Raw genomic sequence first — 16,151 nt, 5'->3', positions numbered from 1 at the left:
CTCGTCTTCTTCGGTCACGTGCAGGCCGAGCAGGTCCACGTAGAACTCGCGGGACTTGGCCAGGTCGGTGACCACGATCTCCATGTACGCGCAGCGCAGGATGTCCGGCGCCGGCACGGAGGGCTTGGGAATTTCGTTGCTCATGATGATTCCTTAGTTTTTTGTGGATCGGTGCAGGAGCGGGCCCGTATACCCGAGCCCACTCCTGCGGGGGCCGGCGCTGGCAAAGTTAGGTCAGGGCTCCGCGCCGGCCCGGTCGAGCGTCCGGAGAAAACCGGACAAGAAATTAGGCGTCGCCGGTTTTCCGGCTGGTCTGGACGCCGAACTTGGGCGAGTGGGCCTCGTTGAGGTTGATCTGCACCGACTGCTGGGTGGTGTAGAAGTCGATCGAGCGGTAGCCGCCTTCTCGTCCGAGGCCGGAGGCCTTGACGCCGCCGAACGGTGTGCGCAGGTCGCGGACGTTGTTGGAGTTCAGCCACACCATGCCCGACTCGATGGAGTGTGCGAAGTTGTGCGCGCGCTTCAAATCCGACGTCCAGACGTAGGCGGCGAGTCCGTACTTGGTGTTGTTCGCGAGCTCGAGCGCCTCCTCGTCCGTGTCGAACGGGGTGATCGCGACGACGGGGCCGAAGATCTCCTCCTGGAAGATCCGCGCATCGGGGGCGACATCGGCGAACACGGTCGGTGCGACGTAGTTGCCGGTGGGGAAGCCTTCGGCACGACCGCCGCCGGCCAGGAGGCGGCCCTCGGACTTGCCGATCTCGATGTAGCTCATGACCTTGTCGAAGTGGTTCTGGTGCACGAGTGAGCCGACCTCGGTGGCGGGATCGCTCGGAAGGCCCACCACGATGTTCTTCGCGCGCTCGGCGAAGCGGGCCACGAAGTCGTCGTAGATGTCGCGCTGCACGAGCACGCGGCTGCCGGCGGTGCAACGCTCGCCGTTCAGGCTGAAGACGCCGAAGACAGTGGCGTCGAGGGCGGCCTCGATGTCGGCGTCGGCGAACACGACAGCAGGGCTCTTGCCGCCGAGTTCGAGCGAGAGGCTCTTGAACAGAGGCGCCGCTGCGGTCGAGATGACGGCACCAGTCGAACTGTCACCGGTGAAGGAGACAATCGGCACGTCCGGGTGCTTCACGAGGTAGTCGCCCGCGACGCCGCCGGAACCGAAGACCAGGTTGAACACGCCGGTGGGAAGGCCGGCCTGCTCGAAGATCTCGGGCCACAGGGAGGCGGAGAGCGGGGTGTAGCTGGCCGGCTTCATGACGACGGTGTTACCGGTTGCGATGGCCGGGGCGAGCTTCCACGACTCCTGCATGAACGGTACGTTCCACGGCGTGATGAGCGCGGCCACGCCGATCGGCTTGCGGTTGACGTAGTTGATCTGGCGGCCCGGCACCTTCGTCGCGTTGTCGTGCTGGGCGACGATGAGGTCCGCAAAGAAGCGGAAGTTTTCGGCGGCGCGGCGGGCCTGCCCCTTGGCCTGGGTGATGGGCAGCCCGGAGTCGAAGCTCTCGAGTAGCGCCAGTTCATCGTCGCGCGATTCGACGATGTCGGCGATCTTGTGCAGCACGCGGGAGCGTTCCCGAGGCAGCATCTTCGACCACGGGCCTTCCTTGAAGGCGCGCTTGGCGGCCGCGACGGCGACATCAACGTCCTCCGGCTGGCCGGCGGCAGCCGTGGCGTAAGCCTGGTTGGATACCGGATCCTGGACCTCGAAGGTCTTGCCGCCGATGGAGTCGACGAACTTGCCGTCGATGTAGTGCTGGAGGTGATCGGGCAGGTTCTCCGGGACAAAGTGCTTGCTCACGGGCGTGATCCTTCCCCCCTCGTTCAAGGGGTTTCTTCCAAAGGGCCGGACTTCATATTTGAAATCGTATACGATACAATGGTGACCGGCGACACTCGATGTTGTCAACACCCATCGCGCTGATTGCGAAAGCAGGATCGGACAATGCCCAGCAAAGAGAGCGTTGCCCCTGATGAGGACCTCCGGCGAACAGACCCCGCCCGCTGGCCGGTATTGCCGTAGACGAAGACGGGACCTGCGCGCTTAAGCCCAGGCCCCGCCGTCGTTAGGGGAAAGCCGGACGGCCCGCGCTTGTGGCACGGAACGCCCGGACAGGATCAGCGGCTTGCGCTGAGTTCGTGGTCGGCGCCTTCCCGGTCGGCAGCCGGGGCGGCGGAGGCCAGCACTGGTTTGCCCAGCAGGGAGATGAAGGCGGCGCCGAGGAGCATCGGGACGATGAACAGGAAGTAGAGGTCGGTCGGCTGCCAGCCGCCGTCCATCAGCGCGCCGGCGATGATCGGCGAGGCGATGGCGCCCACGCGGCCCATGCCGATGACCAGGCCGAGCGCGGTGCCGCGGACTTCGGAGGTGTAGTAGGTCGGGCTGATCGCCAGCATGCCGGCGATCGGGGCGTTGGAACCGAAGCCGACCAGGAACGCCGCCAGCAGCGCGCCGGCCAGCGAGCCGGTGGAGATCGAGAAGGCACCGAAGGTCAGGCCGCCGAGGATGAAGAACACGGCCAGGACCTTACGCATCGGGAAGCGGGCGCCGAAGAAGCCGAGGGTCACCGCGCCGACGATCGCGCCGACACTGAACAGCACGCCGGCGTTGATGCCGTCCTGCTGGCTGAAGCCGCTCGCGGTGACCAGCTTCGGCGTCCAGGAGTTGGCGAAGTAGAAGCTGGCCATGAGGACGAAGTAGGTCAGCGAGATCAGGATGGTGCGGCGCGCATTGACGCCGGTGAGCACGTCGGCGAAGCGCGACTTCTTCTTGGCCGGAGCCGGGGCGGCGGCCGGAAGCTCGGCCACGGAGGGCTGCTCGATCCGGGCCAGCACCTTGTTCACGCGCTCCAGGGCGTTGGCGGGGCGGCGGACCAGCAGATAGTCAATGGACTCCGGCACGGCGCGCCAGATCAGCGGGATCATGACCAGCGTGATGATGGCACCAAAAAGGAACGCCGCGCGCCAGCCGTAGGCCTGGATCAGCACGCCGGTGATGAGGCCGCCGACCACGCCGCCGATCGGCTGGCCGATGCTGACGATGGCCAGCGAGGTGGAGCGGCGCTTGGCGTTGGCGAACTCGGAGGCGAGCACGTTGGCGGTGGCCTGTAGCGTGCCGACGGCGAGGCCGGTGATGAAGCGCAGCACCACGAGCAGCTCGTAGCTGGGTACGAACGCGGAGGCGAGCATACCGGCGGCGACCACGGCGGCGCCGAACAGCAGCGTCTTCTGGCGGCCGATGATGTCGGCGATGGTGGAGACGAAGATCGAGCCGATGGCCATGCCCACCAGCGCGGAGCTCAGCAGCACGCCCAATTGCGAGGCGCTCAGCCCCCAGTACTCCGAGACGGCGTTGGCGCTGAACGCCATCACGAGGACGTCGAAGCCGTCGATCATGTACAGGGCGGTGCAGATGGCGATGATGCCGACCTGCGCCCGCTTCATGGGGGCCGCTTCAATACGCGTCTTGAGATCCATGGAAAGGCCTAACTCTTGCTGGGGGTGCCGGAAACCAGTGCCGGAGGGGAATCCCGGGAACGGCTGGTTCCGTTCGCATGGTGAACGGGTGTTCAATATCACCGTGTGAGGTCGAGTATATGGCCTGAATTACTGACCGCTGTGTCAGTTGCCACTCGTTGTGGCCAAGGACACAATAACGACGGCGCAGCGAACCTAGGTTCCGGCACCCGCCGGCCCGGAGGCGGCAACAGCGTCTGCTGCACGGGGCAGGTGCGGCTGCGACCTAAGTTCATCCAGGCGCACCAGCACCACGCCGGCCACAATGAGGCCGCCGCCCAGCAGCTGGATCGCCGCCGGCAGTTCGCCCAGCAGCAGCCAGGCCCAGAGCACCGCGAAGAGCACCTCGGTCAGGGACACGAACGAGGCCACCTTCGAACCGAGCCGCCGCGCCGCCATGATGCCCGTGACGTAGGACAGCACCGTGGAGAAGAGGATGAGCCCGACCATCGGGACCCACCACTGGGTGCTCCAGCCGGCCAGCGAAACGTCCGCGGCGCTGAAGGACATTGGCACCACCCTGGCGGCGCCGAGGAGCAGCATCACCACCCCGCCAACGAGCAGGCCGCCCGCCGCGAGCACCAGCGGGGGCAGCGACTCGTTGTGCCTGGCGGTAATAAAGAAGTAGATCACCAGGCACACCGCCGCCGCCAGGCCCCAGAGCACGCCGCCCGGATCCAGCTTGATCGAGCCGAACACGTCCAGCACCAGGACCAGTCCCGCAATGGAGAGCAGCGCCCCAGCCAAGGTCGCCGGCCGCGGCATGCGCCGGCTGGTCAGCCACAGCCAGAGCACAATCAGCACCGGCGCCAGGAATTCCAGCAGCAGCGCGACGCCGACCGACAGCGTGGCCACGGCGTTGAAGTAGAACAGCTGGCAGCCGGCCACGCCGATCAGGCCGAACAGCACGATGGTCCGCCAGTTGCTGCGCACCTGGTGCCAGCGCCCGTGCAGGGCGATCACCGCCGGTACTGCCAGCACCAGCGCCGCTCCGATCATGCGGATGGCGACGGCGGAACCGGGCGTCCAGCCCGCCTCCAGCAGCGACTTGGCGAAGGAGCCGGAAAGCCCGAACACCGCCGACGAGAACAGCGCGATGCCAACCCCGGAAACCGCGGCGGAATGGGCGGCGCCGTGGGCAGCCGGAGCGGAGGCGGTTTTTCCAGCCATGCATGACCTCGTCTATCGGACCGAAGAGCCCCGGCGGCCGCGCTCAGGGCAGAGCCAATGTAAGGGGCAAAAGAAGATATAGTAGTGACGCTACTTTCCCGTCCGCTCAGGAGTCAAGATGGTGTTTGCCCATGACACGGAGAGGTCGCTGATCGACGCCGCAAAGCTGATCAACACGGCCGAAAACGACGTGGACCAGCTGAAGACGATGGCGGACCTGGACGAGTTCCTGCGCGTCAATGAGTTCACCGGTTCCCGCACGCATACGATGCACGAACTGCGCGCCGTCCGCCATTTGCGGCCCCAGCTCCGCGCGGTCTGGACCGCGGACGAGGACGAGGCTGTCCGGCTGGTCAACAACATCCTGCGCAACGGCCGGGCGCTCCCCCAGCTGGTCAGGCACGACCATTGGCCGTACCACCTGCACGCCACCACTCCCGACGCCCCGCTGGAAATCCGGATGGCCGTCGAGGTGGCCATGGCCTTCGTGGACGTCATCCGCGAGCAGGAGCTCCAGCGGCTGCGGGTCTGTGAGGCCGACGGCTGCAACGCCGTCCTGGTCGACCTCTCGCGCAACCGCTCCAAGCGGTTCTGCGATACCGGCAACTGCGCAAACCGGACGCACGTCGCGGCCTACCGCGCACGCAAAGCTGCCGCACCCCCGTTGCGCATCGGCGATTCATCAGTAGGCTGATGAATGGACCGGAAAAACCATCCCGACGAACTGGAGGAACGGCCATGATGAAGAAAGCACTTTTCCTGGCAGGCATCGGCGTTGGATTCCTGCTCGGCTCCCGCTCCGGACGGGAAAGCTATGAGAAGCTCAAGACCGAGGCCCAGAAGCTCTGGAACGATCCGAAGGTCCAGAACAAGGTTTCTGAAGGCACCGAGTGGGCCAAGCAGAAGGCGCCCCAGGTCCAGGAGAAGGTCACCGGGAAGGCCAAGGAGGTTTTCCACAAGAACGACGGCGGCCACACCGGTCATGCGGCGAGCGGCACCGCCGGTAGCACCAGCCCGGGTGTCAACGGCGAGTTCCTGCGCGACCCGTCCTCGCCGACCAACAGCGATCCGCTGGTTTAAGAGGGAGGGCGGCGGTCACATGCGCCCGTAGCGGGCCCGGATGATCGCAAAGACGCCGTAGCAGACCAGCCCCAGGGCGATCGCCAGCAGCGCCGGAACACCCAGCGGGTGTTCCGGCAGTGCTTTAAGGCTCCCGTCGAGGCCGGTCGATTCCTGCGCGTCGTGCTTGAGCGCGGCGATGACAATCAGCAGTCCCATGAGGTTGAGCGCGATCCCCTTCGCAATATGGCCGACCACGCCGAGGCCGCTGACCGTGCGGCCGCGCTTGGACGGACCGAAATTCAACTCCTCCTTGAACTTGCGGCGCAGCGCCTTGACCACGAAATGCACGCCGATGCCGAAGACGATTCCGCCGACGGCGACCAGGACCGGCACGCCGAGAGGGTGCTTCAGCAGGGCTGCGGTCAGGTCCTTGGTCGACTCACTGGAGTCCGCGTGCCCGCCGACGGCGTAGCGGGCGAAAGTCAGGGAAAAGAGGCCATAGGCGATGCTGAGCGACCCGGACTGGACCACCTTGGAGAGGCGGTCGCGCCGCCGCGGCAGGTGCCGGGCGCGCAAGGTTGCTTCGCTGAACTGCCACAGGGCCAGCCCGGCGCAGCCGAGGAAGCAGGACCACATGACCAGCGGCCCGAAGGGGCCCCGGGCGGCCAGCAGATCCAAGGCGCCGGCAGGATCGGCCTCGCCGTAGCCGCCCAGCGCGATCCGTACGGCGATGGCGCCGATCAGGATGTGGACCACGCCCAGCACCGCGAAGCCCAGCCGCGCCAGCACATCGAGCGCGCGCGTGTTGGAAAGCCCTTCGGCTGCGTCAGCGGTGCGCGCCGCCAGGGAATCGCCGCTGGCCTGTCCGCTGTGATCCGGCAACGCAGTTCCTATCAGTTACGGCTTCGGAGCCGCCTCCGGTTTCCACGAAGCCTAAGCCAGCGCCCGCGGAACGGAAGTCAGGCGCCCCGCGGCGCCCCGCCGTCGTCGTCCTTGTCCTGTTCAGCGTCCGGCTGGCGGGTTTCCGGGGACGGCGCGCCGGGCTTGCCGACGCTGCCGGCGCCGCCGGGAATCTTCGAGGACACCCGGTGGACGCCCGAGCCCTCGCTCAGGTGCTTGGGGTTCTCCTTGCCGGCCATGGTCAACACGGCCACGAGCAGCAGCGACGCGATGAAAGCGATGCCCGCCGCGGTGATGCCCAGGTCCCAGCGCAGCTGGTTGCCCGCGCCGCCGGTGGAAAAGATCATCGTGAAGAAGCCTGCGATGACCCCCAGCACCGCCGAGAAAATCAGCGGCCCCTTCACGGACATCCGCGGATCGTTCGGCGTCCCGGTCGGGTTGGTCCCCACGATGAATTCCTCCTGAATACTGCAAACTCTCCCTCCAAGTCTACCGGCTGTAGAAGACCGAAGATTCCGGAGGCCGGGTCAGCCGGCGGCGGCCTTCCGGGATTCGAAGCGGTAGGTGGCGGCCGCGATCCCGAGGACCACCGCGACGATGATGGCTTGGCCGCCCAGGACGCCAAGCAGCGCGTGCGCGCCGAGATGGGTGAAGAACGGCAGGGCCGCGCCGAAGCCCACCGAAACGGCGCCGGTGATGAGCCAGTCCTTGGCCAGCAGGGAGCCGCCCGCCCCGCGGTTCTGCCACCAGAGGACCAGCTCCGCGCCGCCGCCGATCAGCAGGGCGGCGGTAGCGAGGATGGTGAAGGTCGCCGGGGCCTGCAGCACCAGGGCCAGCAGCCCGGCCACGGCAAAGGCGCCGGCCTGGAGCAGCAGCAGAGTGCGGAAATCGCCCGCGTCCGGTTTGCGCGCCAGCAGCCAGACGGCGGCGCCGCTGAACAGCAGGTAGAGTCCGCCCGCAACAGCCATGACGGCTTGGCCGGGCTCCTGCCAGAAGATGGTCACGACCCCGAACGCCGCGGCCACCAGGGCCCTCAGCAGCACGGGTTGCCAGTAGGCAGCGGCCTGGTCCGAACTGTTCATGCTCACTCCCCCGAGTCTAGTGCGCGCCAGTGACCATCCACGCATCGGTGCGCACGCGCCAGCCGAGGGTGAGCGCCCGCGCGACCATGTAGCCGACCCCGAACGCCGCCCACAGCCAGACCAGGCCGGTCCTGCCTGAGAACCCTCCGGCGTCGACCATGGCCAGCAGCGGCAGGTACATCAGCAGATTAACGACGCCGGCAATCGCCAGGTATTTCGCGTCGCCTGCCCCGATCAGGACGCCGTCGAGCACAAAGACAAAGCCGCAGACCGGCTGGCTCAGCGCCAGCAGCAGCACGGCCGCGGCGAAGGCCTCCTGGACGGCCGGATCGGAGGTGAAGAGCCAGCCCAAGTGCGGGCCGGCGAGCGCGAGGAGGCCGCCGGTCAGCACGCCGAAGCCGAGGCCCCAGACGATCATCCGCCGGGTCAGCGAATGCGCCAGCTGCTTGTTCCCGGCGCCGAGCTCCTTGCCGATCAGGGCCTGCGCGGCGATGGCGATGGCGTCGAGCGCGAAGGCCAGGAAGGTGAAGACCGTCATGACCAGCTGGTGGCCGGCCAGGCTCACCGGCCCTTGGGCGGTCGCGACGAACACGGTTGCGAGGATGGCGACGCGAAGGCTCAGCGTGCGCAGCATCAGCCAGGAGCCCACATGCGTGGTCGACTTGATCCCGGCCCAGGTCGGCGCCAGCGGAATCCGGAACTTCAAGGCGGCCCGGTAGACGATCGCGAGGTAGACCGTGGCCATCCCCCACTGCGCAATACTGGTGCCCAGTGCCGCGCCCGCCACGGACATGCCGAAGCCGTACACCAGCAGGAAGTTCAGCCCGATGTTGGCCAGGAAGCCGACGCCCGCGACCAGCAGCGGGGTTTTGGTGTCCTGCAGCCCGCGCAGCACGCCGGTGGCGGCCAGGACCACCAGCATGGCGGTCAGTCCCGGCATGGACCAGCGCAAATAGTCGACGGCGTAGGCGTGCACCTCGCCGGCGGCGCCCATCGCGGAAGCCAGCGCCGGCGCACTGAGCCAGCCGGCGGCGGAGAGCAGGATGCCGAGGAAGAACGCAAGCCAGATGCCGTCCCGGCCAATCGCCATCGCATCCGCCATGCGACCTGCGCCCAGCATCCGGGCCACCGCCGGGGTGGTCGAGTAGGCGAGGAAGACCATCAGGCCGACGGCGGTCTGCACCACCGTGGACGCCAGCCCGACGCCGGCCAGCTGCGCCACCCCCAGGTGCCCGATGATGGCCGAGTCGGCCAGCAGGAACAGGGGCTCGGCCACCAGCGCGCCGAACGCCGGCAGCGCGAGGGCCAGAATGGTACGGTTCAGGCCCGGCGCGGGCTGCACGGCTGGTTTGGTCACGCCACCCAGCTTAGGCCGCGGCCGGCCCCATCTCTGCCGGCGCCGCCTGCCGTGGACTAATCGGCAGTGAGGAACCGGCAAGCCGGGCCGTGGGCAGCAACCAGTCTGCGGTCCAGCGTCGCGAGCGGCAGATCCAGCTGTTCGGCGAGCGCGACGTACGCTGCGTCGTAGGCCGTAACGGACTGACGCAGCTGCCAGATCCTGGATGCCAGCGGACCAAAGGGCCAGAGCTGCACGGGCCAGTCCGAAAGTTCCTGGAAGGCTGTCGCAGCCTGCCGTGCAGAGAGTTGTCCGGCCAGTTCCAGCCGGCGGAGAATGTTCGCAGCTTCGAATAGCACCAACTCAGGGGCTTCATTTGGACCGGACTTCAGGACCGTTTGTGCCCACTCCTGGTACTCCTTGGAAGCGGTCAGCGCCGCAACAATAACCGAAGCATCAACGACGATCCCGGAGCCGCCGGTCACCGGCGGTCCGCCTCCTTAGCTGCGAGGATGTCCTCGATCGAGACGCTTCCCATGTCTTGCCCCTGCAGCCCCTGCACGAAGTCCACCGGACTGGGCCGGAAGGCCAGGTGCCGCAGTTGCGAACTCAAGTACTCCTGCAATGACTGGCCGGACCGGGCAGCTTTGTCCGCCAGCCGGGCTCGGACGTCCTCTGGCACGTGCCTGATGGTGATGGTGACAGCCATAGACCCACCATAGCCCTTATGCATGCAAAATGCATGCATGGCGGAGGGAGACTGATTGGACTACCGGAAGCGGCGGCCCTGGTCGCGGCGGTTCGCCCACAGTGCCAGCCCGCCGAGCAGCAGCGTCCAGGCCGCCAGGCACAGGATCGAGCTCGCGTGCAGCCCCTCGCCGGTCAGCGCGAACACGGCGATGTCGCGGGCGGCCCGGGACGGCAGGAACAGGGACAGCGTGTTGAGCCAGTCGGGGAAGGCCGCCGGCGGCAACATCATCCCGCCCGCGAAGGCCAGCGGGAAGAACACCACCTGCGTGACCGCCACGGCGACCTTGGACGTGCACAGGTAGCCGATGAACAGCCCGAGCGCGAGGAACGGCAGTCCGCAGAGCAGCCACACCAGCACGGCCATCGGCACCCGCCACCAGGACAGTCCGCCGTCGCCGAACGCGTCCGGCGCCGAGGTCAGCAGCGCCCCTATCACCAGCACCGGGAGCAGCGCGAAGAACGCGAACAGCATGGCCGGCAGCGCCCGGGCGATCGTCGGCGGCACCGGCCCGACCGGCAGCGTCCGCAGATAGCTGCTCCACGGATTGGCCCGCTCCTCGGCGATCCCGATGCCGTAATTGAACAGGAACGAGCTCATCACGCCGAACAGCGCCAGCTGCGCAATGGCGGTCAGCGCCGCCGTCGGATGGGACGTCACGGCCTCCTGCGGGATGACGAAGAACAGCAGCGCGAGCGTCGGGAAGATGGTGGACGAGATGACGGCCACCGGGATCCGCAGCTGCTCGAGGATCTGTGCCTTCGAGTGCGCGCGAACCAGCGCGGCCTGGGTCGGAGCCGGGCGGCCAGGCGATGGCGCAGTCGGAGCGGGGTGGGCCGGGGTGGACTGGGCGAGCGTGCTCATGCTGGTTCCTTCACGGTTTCGGCAGCTGCATCGGAATGGCGGGTCAGGGCCACGAAGGCTTCCTCGAGCGTGGCGGCATGGACTTCGAGTCCGCTGAAGCCGACGCCCTCCGCCACCAGCCGCCTCACGGGTCGAATCGGCGTCCTGGGAGACGATGATGGTGGCCCCGGAAGCGGAGGCTGCGGTCCTGACGGTGTGCGGCCAGCCATCAAAGTACGACGGCGGCAGCGGGCTTTGGAACGTGACCTTGCTGATTGCCACGTGGCTGCGGATCTGGTCCACGGTGCCGTCGGCAATGACCGTGCCGCGGTCCACGACAACCACGCGGCTGGCCAGCGCCTGGATCTCTTCGAGGTAGTGGCTGGTGATCAGCAGCGTGCCGCCCTGGGCCCGGTAGTCCTTGAGCTGCCGCCAGAGCGTCTCGCGGGCGTCGACGTCCAGTCCGGTGGTCGGTTCGTCGAGGATGACCAGCCGGGGCCGGCCGGCCAGGGCCAGCGCCACGAGGAGGCGGCGCTGCTGGCCGCCGGAGAGGGCGCCGCACTGCTTCTCCGCCATCTCCGCCAGGCCGAAGCGGTCCAGCAGCTCGGCGGTGGGAATCGGGTCCGGGTAGTGGGCGGCGACGAAGTCCACGGTCTCGCGCAGCTTGAGGGTCTGCGGGACGGAGGTGGCCTGCGGCGTGATGCCCAGCTGCAGCCGCGCCTTCGGTTCCAGCGGGTTGCGGCCAAACAGCTCGACCGAGCCCGCGTCCGGCCGCCGGAGTCCGCAGAGCAGGCTGATCAGCGTGGACTTGCCGGCGCCGTTCGGCCCCAGCAGTCCCACCGCCTCGCCGGCCTTGATGGACAGACTGAGGCCATCGAGGGCCTTCACCTGGCCGAAGCTCTTGGCGACGTTCGTGGCCGAGGCGAGGACCGGCGTCGTACTTTCACTGGGTAGTGCCAAGGATGGTGCAGGGACGTGCATGTTTGCTCCTTGAGTTGGCGTGGTTCAGGCTCCGCCGAGCAGTTCGTTCAGCGCGTCACGGTAGGCGGTGTACGCGGCGCGGCCTTTGGGCGTGATGCCCACGTAGGTGGCCGGGGTGCGGCCTTCGATGGTCTTGGTGACTTCGACGTAGCCGGCTTCCTCGAGCTTGCGCAGGTGGGTGGAGAGGTTGCCGGCGGTCATCTCGAGGATCTTGCGGAGTTTGGTGAAGGCGATCTTGTCCCGCTCCCCCACCTGGTTGAGCACGGTGATGGTGCGTAGACGGGATTCGGCGTGGATCACCGGGTCGAGCTCGGGCATGGTCAGGCACCTGCCCGGAGGCGGCGGCGCCGGACCGTGCCGGCGACAGCTCCGCCGAAGAAGCCAAGCGGCCCGAGGACGGCCAGCACGGTCAGGAAGTGCAGCGGCCCGGCCAGCAGCGACACGATGTTCACTACGAGGAACCAGATGCCCAGGACGGCTTGGTTCCGGTCATTGAACATCGCGCCGCCTGCCATGTACATCAGTCCGACGATCAGAATGGCAATGCCGTTGAGCGCCATGCTGCGCAGCCAGAAGTCGCCCGTCATGGCACCGACCACGCCGCCGAGGCAGCCCATGGTCAGGAAGCCGAGCGCCCAGCCGCCGCCGTACATCGCGCCGAGGTAGGACGAATGGCCGCGGATCCCGCGGTTCTGCCGGCTGACGAGGACGACCGTGGAGACCAGCGCCGCCAGGATGCAGCCGCCGTGGATCGCCAGCGCCTGCCCGCTGGCCAGCGGCAGCCAGGCGAAGCGTGAGCCATGCAGGGTGCCGTAGCCGACCAGCCAGGCGAGGCCCCAGATCAGGTAGATCAGGCCGTCATTGCCGTGCAGCTCCTGGCGGGCGCGGGTCTCGGCCTGGTTGACGAGGCGCAGCGCGGCATGCAGGTCCAGAGGCCCCTCTCCCGGGCTGCCGCCTTCGGCGGGGCGGTCCTGCGATTGCGGTGTCATGGCTCTTTCTGCCTCCTGCTGAATCAACCTTTGCTTCCTCTGCAAACCAGTTTGCATTACAAACCAGTTTGCGGCAAGTGGCGGTCTTGGCGAGGAACAGAAGGATGTCGAAGATCAAGCCTGCCGGCGGCCGCTCTGCCGGTGCAGGGAGTGCTATCCGGCGGGCGGAGGCAGGGGTTCGTCGGGAGTCTCCTGGTCCGGGCGGATGACGCTGACCATGCCGTTCGGTTCGATATAGGCGCGTTTGACCTGCTCAGGATCAGTGACGCCATTCAGCCGCAGCTGGGAGAGGAGCTCCTCGTCCGTTATGAATTCGCGGCGCATTACCCTGCGGTCGAGCTGGCCGTCGCGGATGAGCGGCCGCGGCCGGGCTTTCGCCAAGGTGGCGAACCGGGGCCACCGGTAGGAGAGCCCGTCGACTGCCACGCTCCAAAGAGGATGGTGGCGCAGCAAACATGGCTTCCTCCCACCGGCATTGGCCAGGGTCGACGGGTCAGATGCAGGAGTAGTCGTAGTCGAGGCCGCGGGAGACGAACTGGGTCAGCGTGACCTGGCCGCCGGCGGTGAGCGGAGCGGAGCCGCAGTTGTTCTTCGCGCCGTTGAGCGTGCGGGCTCCGGCCAGCCAGCTTGGCAGTTTGTAGAGGTTGCTGGTGGACGGAACCTCTCCGACGATCTGGCCCCATTGGAATGACGTCGAATACAGGCCGACCCGTGCCCCGATGCTCCGCAGGTAGTAGGTCATGCCTTCCAGATCGGCCCTGTTGGCGAGTTTGTCCGTGGACCAGCTGTTCTCGGTTTCCACGTCAAGCCACCAGAGGTACGTGGTGGGGTTGTCGACGCCGCGAAGGTCGACGTTGTCGTAGGCCTTGGCGTAGCCGTACATGAAGGCACAGGCGGCGTCCTCCGCACCCTCGCACGTGCCGTAAGGGTTCTTGACGACGGTGCCGCCGTACTAATTGCTGACCGGCCACCAGGTACCGGCGTGGCCGGGGTTGGCCGTGTTGACGTACAGCGCGACCAGTGGCTGGCCGGTCCCGCCCGTGGACTGCTCGGCCCAGTCCAGCTGCTCGGCGAAACACGGATTGGTGTTGTTGGCCAGGCCGCCGTTGACGCCGACGATTCCGAAAGCCTGGCCCTCGGGCAGCGCCTTATTGCACTGGGGCCAGGAGATGTCGTTGCCGAGCAGGTCGTCGCCTCCTCCTCGGACGGGAGCGGCAGTAGCGGCCGAGGTACCAGCCAGCAGAGCCGCGATGGCCGCCGTCCAGCAAAGGACAAGCAGCAGGATCCGGCCGCCGCGCGGACGGCCATGGCTGGAGAAGGATCCTGTGGGCATGACGGCACCTCGCCCTCTACTGGAAACTGTGTGGGCCAGCCTCCTCCTCCGGACGGCGTGGGTCAAGGCTTCCGCCGCACATTTCGGCTCCCCCTGCGGGCACAGCAACCCGCCGCCTCGCCAACCACTGCGCAGCCGATGCCCCTTTTTCAGGCAAAGAGGGGCATCAGCTGCGTCCTCGATCAGAGAAGGGTCAGGCCGGGTCGGCAGCTGCCGCGAACTGGGACATGTAGAGCCGGTAGTACGCACCCTGGGCCTCCAGCAGATCCGCGTGGCTGCCCTGCTCCACGATCCGGCCTTCCTCCATCACCAGGATGACGTCCGCATCACGGATGGTGGAGAGCCGGTGCGCGATCACGAACGAGGTCCGGTCGGTGCGCAGCGCGGCCATGGCCTTCTGCACCAGCAGCTCCGTGCGCGTGTCCACCGAGCTCGTCGCCTCATCCAGGATCAGCAGCGACGGGTTGGCCAGGAACGCCCGCGCGATCGTGATCAGCTGCTTCTCGCCGGCGGAGACGTTGTTGCCTTCCTCGTCGATCACGGTGTCGTAGCCGTCCGGCAGCGCCCGCACGAAGCGGTCCACGTAGGTCGCCCTGGCCGCGGCCAGCACCTGCTCCTCGGTCGCGTCCAGATTGCCGTAGCGGATGTTGTCGTAGATCGAGCCGCCGAACAGCCAGGCATCCTGCAGCACCATGGCCACCTTGGAGCGCAGCTCCGCCCGGCTCAAGTGCGTGATGTCCACGTTGTCCACGGTGATCCGGCCGGCATCCAGCTCGTAGAAGCGCATCACCAGGTTCACCAACGTGGTTTTCCCGGCGCCGGTCGGCCCGACAATCGCCACCGTCTCCCCCGGCCGCGCCGCAAAGGAGAGGTTCTCGATCAGCGGCTTCTCCGGCGTGTAGCTGAAGCTGACGTTCTCGAACTCCACGTGCCCGTCCGTCTTGGCCGGCAGCGTCTCGGTCGCGGTATCCGGCTCCTGCTCGTCCGCGTCCAGCAGCTCGAACACCCGTTCCGCGGAGGCGATGCCGGACTGCAACATGTTGGCCATGCCTGCCATCTGGCTCAGCGGCTGGTTGAACTCGCGCGAGTACTGGATGAACGCCGTCGCATCGCCCAGCGTCATCGAACCCGAGGCCACCCGCAGCCCGCCGACCACCGCGATGCCCACGTATGACAGGTAGGAGATGAACTGCATGATCGGCATGATCATCCCGGAGACGAACTGCGCGCCGAAGGACGCCCTGTACAGCTCCTCGTTCTTCTCGTCGAACTGCTCCAGCGACTGCTGCTCGCGCCCGAACACGCGGACCAGGTCGTGCCCGCTGAAGGACTCCTCGATGTGCCCGTTCAGCGCGCCGGTGTTCTTCCACTGGGCGGCAAAGAGCTTCTGGCTCCGCACGCCGATCAGCCCCGCGCCCACCGCGGACAGCGGCAGCGCGATCAGGGCGATCAGCGCCAGCTGCCAGGACACGATGAACATCATCACGGTGATGCCCAGCAGGCTCAGCGCGGACATGATCAGCTGCGCGAAGGCCTGCTGCAGCGCCTGCTGGACGTTGTCGACGTCGTTCGTTACCCGGGAGAGCATGTCGCCCCGCTGCCGCGTGTCGAAGTAGTTCAGCGGCAGCCGGTTCAGCTTCGCCTCCACGTCGCGGCGCAGGTTGAAGACCACCCGCATCACGATCTTGTTCAGCACGTAGCCCTGCAGCCACATGAACAGCGAGGCCACCAGGTACATGCCCAGCACAATCCCGATCAGCCGCCCCAGCAGCTCGAAATCGATCCCGGCCCCGGGCACCAGCTCCATCCCGGAGAGCATGTCCGCGAACTGGTCCTGCCCCTGCGCGCGCAGGCCGGCGATCACCTGGTCCTGGCTCACGCCGTCGGGCAGGTTCATGCTGATCACGCCGTTGAAGATGACGTCCATCGCGCTGCCCAGCACCTTGGGCGCAATGACATTAAGGACGACGGCGACAATCACCATCGCGAGCACCGCGAAGATTCCGGCCTTCTCCGGTTTGAGCAGGCCGAAGAGCCGCTTGGCGGAGGGCCAGAAGTGCTTGGCCTTCTTCGTCGGGGTGGACCCAGGCCAGTGCCCGTCCGCCTCGGTGGGCTGGTATTCCTCCTCGTCGAACGCCTCCGCCATGGCCTCGGCCTGCGCCTCCGCGGCGGCACCCGGTGTCGG

The 16,151-nt window shown here is 67.3% G+C and carries 19 protein-coding genes; 2 read left to right on the top strand and 17 right to left on the bottom strand.

The features are described from left to right. From D477_RS22435 to D477_RS20005, 4 genes are all read right to left on the bottom strand, one after another. On the bottom strand, positions 1-144 hold a 144-nt coding region (locus D477_RS22435; protein ID WP_005274695.1), incomplete at its 3' end, for a VOC family protein. Positions 145-286: 142 nt separating this feature from the next. Next, entirely contained in the window at positions 287-1,807 is a 1,521-nt protein-coding gene (hpaE, locus tag D477_RS20015; RefSeq protein ID WP_005274691.1) for a 5-carboxymethyl-2-hydroxymuconate semialdehyde dehydrogenase, read from the bottom strand. 317 nt (positions 1,808-2,124) lie between these two features. After that, complete coding sequence (locus tag D477_RS20010; protein WP_081608645.1) at positions 2,125-3,483, bottom strand: MFS transporter; 1,359 nt, start codon at positions 3,481-3,483, stop codon at positions 2,125-2,127. Between the two features lie 195 nt (positions 3,484-3,678). After that, complete coding sequence (locus tag D477_RS20005) at positions 3,679-4,692, bottom strand: EamA family transporter (protein ID WP_005274685.1); 1,014 nt, start codon at positions 4,690-4,692, stop codon at positions 3,679-3,681. A 118-nt stretch (positions 4,693-4,810) separates the two neighbouring features. On the opposite strand from D477_RS20005, the gene D477_RS20000 reads away from it, so the two are divergent. Then, entirely contained in the window at positions 4,811-5,386 is a 576-nt protein-coding gene (locus tag D477_RS20000; protein WP_005274681.1) for a CGNR zinc finger domain-containing protein, read from the top strand. Positions 5,387-5,430: 44 nt separating this feature from the next. Continuing rightward, complete coding sequence (locus tag D477_RS19995; RefSeq protein WP_005274678.1) at positions 5,431-5,772, top strand: YtxH domain-containing protein; 342 nt, start codon at positions 5,431-5,433, stop codon at positions 5,770-5,772. Positions 5,773-5,787: 15 nt separating this feature from the next. Here the strand turns inward: D477_RS19995 and D477_RS19990 are convergent, their stop codons facing one another. The 13 genes from D477_RS19990 to D477_RS19930 form a co-directional block, all read right to left on the bottom strand. Then, positions 5,788-6,636: a DUF1206 domain-containing protein gene (locus D477_RS19990; RefSeq protein ID WP_005274676.1), complete on the bottom strand. Its 849-nt coding sequence runs from the start codon at positions 6,634-6,636 to the stop codon at positions 5,788-5,790. A gap of 77 nt (positions 6,637-6,713) precedes the next feature. Next, entirely contained in the window at positions 6,714-7,103 is a 390-nt protein-coding gene (locus D477_RS19985; protein ID WP_005274673.1) for a hypothetical protein, read from the bottom strand. 78 nt (positions 7,104-7,181) lie between these two features. Continuing rightward, entirely contained in the window at positions 7,182-7,742 is a 561-nt protein-coding gene (locus tag D477_RS19980; protein ID WP_150110218.1) for a hypothetical protein, read from the bottom strand. A 10-nt stretch (positions 7,743-7,752) separates the two neighbouring features. Continuing rightward, positions 7,753-9,093: an MATE family efflux transporter gene (locus D477_RS19975; RefSeq protein ID WP_005274668.1), complete on the bottom strand. Its 1,341-nt coding sequence runs from the start codon at positions 9,091-9,093 to the stop codon at positions 7,753-7,755. Between the two features lie 56 nt (positions 9,094-9,149). Next, positions 9,150-9,557, bottom strand: a complete 408-nt coding sequence (locus tag D477_RS19970) for a type II toxin-antitoxin system VapC family toxin (RefSeq protein ID WP_005274663.1) — start codon at positions 9,555-9,557, stop codon at positions 9,150-9,152. After that, positions 9,554-9,781, bottom strand: coding sequence for a FitA-like ribbon-helix-helix domain-containing protein (locus D477_RS19965; protein ID WP_005274660.1), 228 nt, complete (start codon positions 9,779-9,781; stop codon positions 9,554-9,556). The genes D477_RS19970 and D477_RS19965 overlap by 4 nt, the downstream gene beginning before the upstream one ends. Before the next feature lie 60 nt (positions 9,782-9,841). Then, positions 9,842-11,644: an ABC transporter ATP-binding protein/permease gene (locus D477_RS23455; protein WP_005274657.1), complete on the bottom strand. Its 1,803-nt coding sequence runs from the start codon at positions 11,642-11,644 to the stop codon at positions 9,842-9,844. A gap of 24 nt (positions 11,645-11,668) precedes the next feature. Beyond that, complete coding sequence (locus D477_RS19950; RefSeq protein WP_005274653.1) at positions 11,669-11,962, bottom strand: transcriptional regulator; 294 nt, start codon at positions 11,960-11,962, stop codon at positions 11,669-11,671. Positions 11,963-11,964: 2 nt separating this feature from the next. Further along, a complete protein-coding gene (locus D477_RS19945) occupies positions 11,965-12,633 on the bottom strand; it encodes a hypothetical protein (protein ID WP_005274650.1) in 669 nt (222 codons plus the stop codon). A 153-nt stretch (positions 12,634-12,786) separates the two neighbouring features. After that, complete coding sequence (locus D477_RS19940) at positions 12,787-13,059, bottom strand: DUF421 domain-containing protein (protein ID WP_052510865.1); 273 nt, start codon at positions 13,057-13,059, stop codon at positions 12,787-12,789. 67 nt (positions 13,060-13,126) lie between these two features. Beyond that, on the bottom strand, positions 13,127-13,516 hold the full coding sequence (locus D477_RS23775; RefSeq protein ID WP_337587579.1) for a hypothetical protein: 390 nt from the start codon (positions 13,514-13,516) through the stop codon (positions 13,127-13,129). Positions 13,517-13,585: 69 nt separating this feature from the next. After that, on the bottom strand, positions 13,586-13,966 hold the full coding sequence (locus tag D477_RS23770; RefSeq protein WP_337587578.1) for a hypothetical protein: 381 nt from the start codon (positions 13,964-13,966) through the stop codon (positions 13,586-13,588). Positions 13,967-14,159: 193 nt separating this feature from the next. Continuing rightward, positions 14,160-16,151: ABC transporter ATP-binding protein (locus D477_RS19930; protein WP_005274645.1), on the bottom strand; the 1,992-nt coding region annotated here is incomplete at its 5' end.

Origin of the sequence: Arthrobacter crystallopoietes BAB-32 (genome assembly GCF_000328305.2) — a bacterium.
GTDB lineage: Bacteria > Actinomycetota > Actinomycetes > Actinomycetales > Micrococcaceae > Crystallibacter > Crystallibacter crystallopoietes_A.
The sequence above is the reverse complement of the archived record's forward strand: the minus strand, read 5'-3'. Positions and strand labels throughout refer to the sequence as shown.

Coding starts and splice junctions, on each gene's coding strand:
- D477_RS20010 (WP_081608645.1), bottom strand. CDS start 3,483: ATGGATCTCAAGACGCGTATTGAAGCGGCCCCCATGAAGCGGGCGCAG.
- D477_RS20005 (WP_005274685.1), bottom strand. CDS start 4,692: ATGGCTGGAAAAACCGCCTCCGCTCCGGCTGCCCACGGCGCCGCCCAT.
- D477_RS20000 (WP_005274681.1), top strand. CDS start 4,811: ATGGTGTTTGCCCATGACACGGAGAGGTCGCTGATCGACGCCGCAAAG.
- D477_RS19995 (WP_005274678.1), top strand. CDS start 5,431: ATGATGAAGAAAGCACTTTTCCTGGCAGGCATCGGCGTTGGATTCCTG.
- D477_RS19965 (WP_005274660.1), bottom strand. CDS start 9,781: ATGGCTGTCACCATCACCATCAGGCACGTGCCAGAGGACGTCCGAGCC.
- D477_RS23455 (WP_005274657.1), bottom strand. CDS start 11,644: ATGCACGTCCCTGCACCATCCTTGGCACTACCCAGTGAAAGTACGACG.
- D477_RS19950 (WP_005274653.1), bottom strand. CDS start 11,962: ATGCCCGAGCTCGACCCGGTGATCCACGCCGAATCCCGTCTACGCACC.
- D477_RS19945 (WP_005274650.1), bottom strand. CDS start 12,633: ATGACACCGCAATCGCAGGACCGCCCCGCCGAAGGCGGCAGCCCGGGA.
- D477_RS23775 (WP_337587579.1), bottom strand. CDS start 13,516: ATGTACGGCTACGCCAAGGCCTACGACAACGTCGACCTTCGCGGCGTC.
- D477_RS23770 (WP_337587578.1), bottom strand. CDS start 13,966: ATGCCCACAGGATCCTTCTCCAGCCATGGCCGTCCGCGCGGCGGCCGG.